Source organism: Aequorivita echinoideorum (genome assembly GCF_018476645.1).
Lineage (GTDB): Bacteria > Bacteroidota > Bacteroidia > Flavobacteriales > Flavobacteriaceae > Aequorivita > Aequorivita echinoideorum.
Genome location: NZ_JAHCTB010000005.1, coordinates 219,020 through 226,116, shown reverse-complemented (window position 1 = coordinate 226,116; position 7,097 = coordinate 219,020). Strand labels below are relative to the sequence as shown.

General features: G+C 39.2%; 2 protein-coding genes and 1 pseudogene. 1 reads left to right on the top strand and 2 read right to left on the bottom strand.

Features of this window, described 5'->3' with window-relative positions; translation table 11 throughout:
* Nucleotides 1-4,567, bottom strand: a pseudogene (locus tag KIV10_RS12490) (SprB repeat-containing protein); the annotation flags it as partial.
* A gap of 21 nt (nucleotides 4,568-4,588) precedes the next feature.
* Complete coding sequence (locus KIV10_RS12485; protein WP_214114222.1) at nucleotides 4,589-5,071, bottom strand: hypothetical protein; 483 nt, start codon at nucleotides 5,069-5,071, stop codon at nucleotides 4,589-4,591.
* Nucleotides 5,072-5,498: 427 nt separating this feature from the next.
* Here KIV10_RS12485 and KIV10_RS12480 point away from each other — a divergent pair, with 427 nt between their 5' ends.
* Complete coding sequence (locus KIV10_RS12480; RefSeq protein WP_214114221.1) at nucleotides 5,499-7,097, top strand: peptide chain release factor 3; 1,599 nt, start codon at nucleotides 5,499-5,501, stop codon at nucleotides 7,095-7,097.

Sequence of the window (7,097 nt, the reverse complement as noted above, 5' to 3'; positions counted from 1 at the left end):
CGTTCGAGGGGCCCGACACCAGCGTGAACACCTCCGTGCCCGCCGGGCCGTCGGGGTTCTGGTCGTTCGTGCCCACGTCCCCGCTCACGGGCAGGTCAACGAACGTGTCGTTGATGTCGTCGATGGCAATAATACAATTTTTAAGTAAAGTTATTTCAATTGAGGTTGAGCACCCATTCGCATCTATAACATTAATAGTATAAGTGCCTGTATCTAGATCATTAAATTGTCCTGAAGCTTGTGGTGTACCACCATCCAGGTTATACAAATATGGTGCAGTTCCTCCCCCTGCTTCTACGGTAACCGAACCTTTTCCGTTACATAAAATATTTGTTTGTGCAACTATTTCCAATGATAATGCTTCGGTTGGTTGATTAACCGTAGCACTTTTAGTTATAGTACATCCATTAACATCAGTAATGACCACAGAATAATTTCCAGCTACCAAATTGAATAAATCTTCAGTAGTTTCACCATTAGGAGACCAAACAAAACTGTAAGGTGCAGTTCCTCCAGAAACCGTAAGATCCAATGATCCAGTATTATTTCCGAAGCAATCTACATTTGTTATTGCAATTCCAGCAGTAAGAATATCAGGTTGGTTAACCGTAACCGTTGATTCACTAGTACACTGTGTTACTGAATCTGAGACAGTAACAGTATATGTTCCAGCTGCAAGGTTCGAAATAGTTTGAGTAGTTTGACCTCCGGGACTCCACAAGTAGCTTATAGAACCTGAACCGCCTGTTACATTTGCAGTTGCAGTTCCATCTGAATCTCCATTACAAGTAGTTGGAGTAGCAGATGCTGTTACTGATAAATTTAAACAAGTTCCAGGGTTAACAGTCGTTGTAGATGTAGCGATACATCCATTAGCATCTGTAACTGTTACAGTATAATTTCCAGCACCAAGTCCAGTGATAGTCGGGGTAGTTTGCCCTCCAGGACTCCAAACATAAGAATAAGGCGGTGTCCCTCCACTTGCCGTTGCTGTAGCTGTTCCATCTCCTGTATTAGGACCATTTTCATCAGTTGAAGTTGTGGTAACGGTTAAAACGTTAGCAGGCTGAGTAATAGTTATGCTTTGTTCTACTGGCTGACAGACTGTACCATCGATAGTAACGCTCACAGTATAAACACCAGCAGTCAAGTTACTAATGGTACTTGATGTTACTCCACCAAAGACTTGAACAGGATTGGTGTTCCAAGTAAAAGTAAATGTAGCATTTGGATTAGCAACCGAACTTGCGCTTACCGTTGCACTTCCCGTATTATTATTTGTACATAATACGTTTGTAATATTGTCTACAGTAATTATTGCATCACATGTATTTACACAATCAATGACAACACCTTGTTCTAGAATACATCCATTGGCATCTGTAATGGTTACGGTATGAGTTCCTGAGGGAAGATTTATAGCAGTTGCCGTTGTTTGATTTCCAGCACTTGCACTCCATGCGTAAGTATAAGGGGCTGTTCCCCCACCTGGAGTTGCTGTTGCACTTCCATTATTACACCCTTGGGCTGTTGTTGCATTAACTTTAGTAATAACTACGCTGAGCGGATTTGCAGGTTGATTCAATGTGACATTAAGTGTATCATTATTTCCAATTGAATCCGAAACTACGATGGTGTAAGCTCCAGCTGTCAAATTATTAAAAGTTGGACTTGCTTGAGGAGTTCCACCATTTAGCGAATATTGTAATGGAGGCACACCACCGGATCCAGCAACAGTGATAGAACCTGTGTTTCCACCATAGCATAAAATATCTGTTTTACCTTGAAGGGTTATATCTAATTCCTCAAAACAATCGGCGTCAACATTTACACCACCCGCAATAGCCCACGATTGTCCATTTACAGATTGACCATTTTGATTGTTCCTTGTATCAACAGTAATTGTAACCTGCGTTACGTTACCCGGAACATTATTCAATGTTAATGTGGGAATAGCCAAGCAGCAAGTTCCTCCTGGTAATGAAGCATCAGGACCATAAATAATGGTTTGGTTGGTAACCGAACCTGCGGTTGCTTTTACTAAAAGATAGCGACCATCTGTAGTTAATTCTGATATGGGAGTTTCAATAATTAAATCTCTGGGCGCAGTAAATGAAGGAACGTTAAGTGTAAAGTTGACAACGTTATTCACTCCGCTTAAACTTGTAAACTGACCAGAGCTTGAAGATGCACTTGGCATATTTCTGAATGCATAAACCAATACAGATTGAAGACTACAAGCATGTTGGTTATTAGCATAGTTTACGGAGTTAGTATTTCCTATAAACAATCCGCGGTAAACCCAAATATCAGAACTTGTGCCTACTGGAACGGATCTTTCAAGTGTACGTGTATTTCCAGAAGAATCCGTAAACTGAATGGTGGAACCAGGATTATTTCCTTTATAAACTATTTCAACAACATATTGGTAAACGTTGGAGGCATTTGGAATTGCCACGTTTGTGGTTACATTGCAGTTCGCATTATATCCATATTCATCAACCACTTTATCTTGGCCGCAGGTAAAATTCCAACCAGAAATATCACAAAATATGGTTATTGTTTTTTCAACCATACATCCTTTGGAATCGGTAACCTTTACAGTATGAGTACCTGTGGGCAGATTAGTTGCAGTAGCCGTAGTCTGGTTATTAGCACTTGCGCTCCATAGATACGTAAAGGGGCCTGTTCCACCAGAAACTGTGGCAGTAGCCTGACCATTTGCACAGTTTCCGCTACCGTTGGCATTTTGTTTTGTAACATTTACCAACAATGCTGCTGGTTGATTGATGGTAATAGTTTGTGTCTTTTCACAATTATTCGCATCTTTAACTACAACAGTATATTGTCCTGCTGGAATGTTGTTCAAATCTTGAGTTGTTGCACCATTGCTCCATAAATAAGTATATGGAGGTGTGCCACCTGTCACGGAGAGGTCTATGGATCCAGTAGATGCGCCATTACAGCCCACATCAACTTTAGTATGAGACAATTGAATTTGCGAAGCACCATTTATGTGAATAGTTGTAGGCAATAAATCTCCATAACCGCAAGCATTTACGTCTGTTGAACTTACAGTACTAAACGGATTGGGATTAAAGTTTCCTATATAATTAGCAACTGTCTGTACTTGAAAATCCGTATTGAGGTTACTACAATTTCTGTTTACTTTTAATTTAAAATTAATGGTAAACTGCGGATCCCCTACTCTTACCTTATTATTGGCAATTGTAAAAGTTACGGTTCTGGTGGTCGAATTATAATTAACACTAACACCAGAAGGTAAAGAGTTTGCAGAAACATAATCTACGGATGATGGCAATTGATAACTAATCGTGGTATTTTTAGCATTATCATTACCATAATTCTTTACGTTGAAACTTACGTCAAATTCAGATCCCGCATTAATAGTATTTCCGGGAGCCAAAGACGTAGTCAACAACATTGGAGAGAGTTCTGGTCTATAAACTTCTACTGAAAATCCAACCAAATATAGCCCATACGTTTCTTGATTTGACGTCAATCTAATTCTAGCGGAATTCTGCCCGTTGGCAAGAATTGAATTATTTGTATTATCCAAAACAAAAATACCAGCATCAAAACCTAATGTGTTTTGGCTGGCAGGAGTACGGTCGGTCACATTTTGACCATAGCGCGTAATTTTACTGTTGAAAAAGTTATCGGCAGAGCGTTGCGGTGTCGAAAGATTTACATAGTTGTTTTGAGTATTCCTTATTTGAAGCATGTCGCCGCTAAGATCGCGGTCACCTTCCAAAGCGCCAAAAACCACATCGGCGTTTACCGGCCCATTTGGAACCGTTTGGAAACCATTAAAATCTATATTGAAATTATTGGTACTACTGGTAACGTGAGCATAACCATCAAATATTGTGATGTTTCTGGGGAACATGGAATCTTCCTCATAAACAAAAACAATTTGCCAACCTCCAGAAGTTCCCACATTGGCTCCATCGTGGCCAAATAATTCACCTCTTTTGGCTTCAACATTTGCAACTTGGTAAACACCAAAAGGATTATTTAAGCCCAAAACTTGGCTAGTTATATCTTTTATACAGATATATGGATCATTACTGAAATGTTCATTTCTTCCTCGGTAAAAAACTTCATCTGCAGTATATGTAGCATACGAATTCTGTCCCGGAAGTCTCAATTTTACATTATTATAATTCCAGTTGGGTTGATTGTCATCTCCATTATCTTTTTCCTTATCTGCGGCGGCCCAATATAGGTACGCCTTTTTAATAACAAGACACGAAGGATCTGTAACTCCGCCAGGAATAGCAAATGTTGCGTTGCTGGAGTTGAATGTTGAATTGTCATTATCAATGTCAACGTAAACGTTATCATCAAAATCGTGGTTTGAAGCCTCTCCGTTATAGTTGGAAGTAGCAGTACGCGATAACATGTTGTTTGCTATCGTTGTAAAATTACCTCGAACAGTTTCTGAGTAACGAGGGGTAAAAGGGTCTTTTATTTGAGCGTTGACTGTTATAAGAGCACTAAAGGCAAAAGTTAACAAGCAACCAAGAGTAGTTTTTATTTTCATAAACAACGTGGTTTAATTTATTTATTCAAATGTATTTGGATCTGGAACCATTTGCCTCATAACTACAGAAGCCTGTTGAGAACGGTTACCTTCGTTTTCTGCAAAAATTTCTACACAACTAAAAGTATTTAAGCGTGTATCTGCACTACGGGAAGTTTGAAGAATTACTTGCTTGGTCTGTCCCGCATCAAGTCTCACTTGATTTGTCGGCGAAGCTTTTGTGGCATCAAGTAATGATACTGCCAAGTTTGACTGGCCCACGGGAGAATTTTCACAATTCACGTTCTGGGCGCGCAACGTATACGTAGCAGGTCTATTTGAAGTATTTTTTATTTCCAACGTATACGAATGAACCGATTCAGTCTTCGGTTTGTCAGATTTTTTTACGATTGAAATTTCAACGCCATTCTGCGCAGACGATACCGTCAAACCAAATAGCATAAGCGCGCTACTGAAAAATAACAGCGCTCTGTTGGGAAAAGAAACAAAATTACTAATGTGCATCGTTATAAGTTTTATATAATCTGTATAGACAGACTACTCCTATCAAAATAAATTTTTACTTAAATTTTCGTATCAAATATACGCAGTAAAAAACATCGGGGTTTTGACAAAGAGCGTCTATTAGTTGAACTGTAGAAATTTTCGGCAAACAACGTAAATTTAACAGAACAACCCCCCAATATGTAGGAAAAACTTATACGTACTAGTACGTATTTAGGCTGATAAAGAACACATTTGGGGATTGCGAAAGTATAAATAAATACAATATGACGGTTTGTTTGTAGGTAAAATACTTCAAATATTTTCACTATTTAATCTTCCCTGCGTTACAATAATTCGTTTAAAACAGAAAACAATTTCCTATACCTTTCTTCTATTTTAAAACATCATTTACAAACTATATCTTTGCAGAATTCATTCAGAAAAAATGTCATTAGCAAAAGAAATAAAACGTCGAAGAACTTTCGGAATCATTAGCCATCCAGATGCCGGTAAAACTACCTTGACCGAAAAACTTCTCCTTTTTGGCGGAGCAATACAGGAAGCCGGTGCGGTAAAAAGCAACAAAATAAAAAAAGGCGCCACCAGTGACTTTATGGAAATTGAGCGCCAGCGTGGAATATCCGTGGCTACTTCCGTGTTGGCTTTTGAATACGAAGGCATAAAAATCAATATTCTCGATACCCCGGGACACAAAGATTTTGCTGAAGATACTTTCCGAACCTTGACCGCAGTAGACAGCGTTATAGTTGTAATAGACGTGGCAAAAGGAGTTGAGGAACAGACTGAAAAACTGGTAGAGGTCTGCAGAATGCGAAACATCCCAATGATTGTTTTTATCAACAAAATGGACCGCGAGGGAAAGGATGCATTTGAACTGCTCGATGAAATTGAAAAAAAATTGAATCTTCGTGTCACACCTTTAAGTTTCCCCATTGGAATGGGTTATGATTTCAAGGGTATTTACAATATATGGGAAAAAAATGTGAACCTTTTTAGTGGCGATAGCAGAAAAAACATAGAGGAAACCATTGAAATTGAAGACGTGAGCAGTCCCGAACTTGAAAAACTGATTGGCGAAAAAGCTTCAAAAACGCTTCGGGATGAACTGGAACTGGTTTATGAAGTTTATCCGGATTTTAATAGAGAGGAATATTTGGAAGGGCAACTGCAGCCTGTATTCTTCGGTTCTGCATTGAATAATTTCGGTGTGCGCGAACTTTTGGATTGCTTTGTTGAAATTGCCCCTACCCCACGCCCAAAGGAAAGTGACACGCGTATGGTTAAACCCGATGAAAAGGAATTTTCAGGGTTTGTTTTTAAAATTCACGCAAATATGGACCCAAAGCACCGCGACCGCTTGGCATTCGTGAAAATTGTTTCGGGAACTTTTGAAAGAAATTCTCCTTATTTACATGTTCGAAATGGTAAAAAACTGAAATTCAGTAGCCCCAATGCTTTCTTTGCTGAAAAGAAGCAGATTGTGGACACTTCGTATCCGGGTGATATCGTTGGACTTCACGATACTGGGAATTTTAAGATTGGCGATACGTTGACTGAAGGTGAAGAAATGCGCTACAAAGGTATTCCCAGCTTCTCCCCCGAACACTTTAAATATATCAATAATGCCGACCCTATGAAAAGCAAACAGCTCGAAAAGGGTATCGACCAATTGATGGATGAAGGTGTGGCGCAGCTTTTTACTTTGGAATTGAACGGTCGAAAAGTTATCGGAACCGTTGGTGCACTTCAATTTGAAGTAATACAATACAGATTGGAACACGAATACGGCGCCAAATGCAGCTACGAAAATCTAAATGTACACAAAGCCTGCTGGGTTGAAGCGAAAGATCCCAAAAGCGAGGAATTCGTGGATTTTAAAAGAGTAAAGGCAAAATTTTTAGCGAAAGATAAACGCGGTCAATTGGTCTTCTTTGCAGACTCGGCTTTTACGCTGCAGATGACGCAATCAAAATATCCAAATGTGAAGCTTCATTTTGTGAGTGAATTTGAGAAAGCTAAATAA

Coding starts and splice junctions, on each gene's coding strand:
- KIV10_RS12485 (WP_214114222.1), bottom strand. CDS start 5,071: ATGCACATTAGTAATTTTGTTTCTTTTCCCAACAGAGCGCTGTTATTT.
- KIV10_RS12480 (WP_214114221.1), top strand. CDS start 5,499: ATGTCATTAGCAAAAGAAATAAAACGTCGAAGAACTTTCGGAATCATT.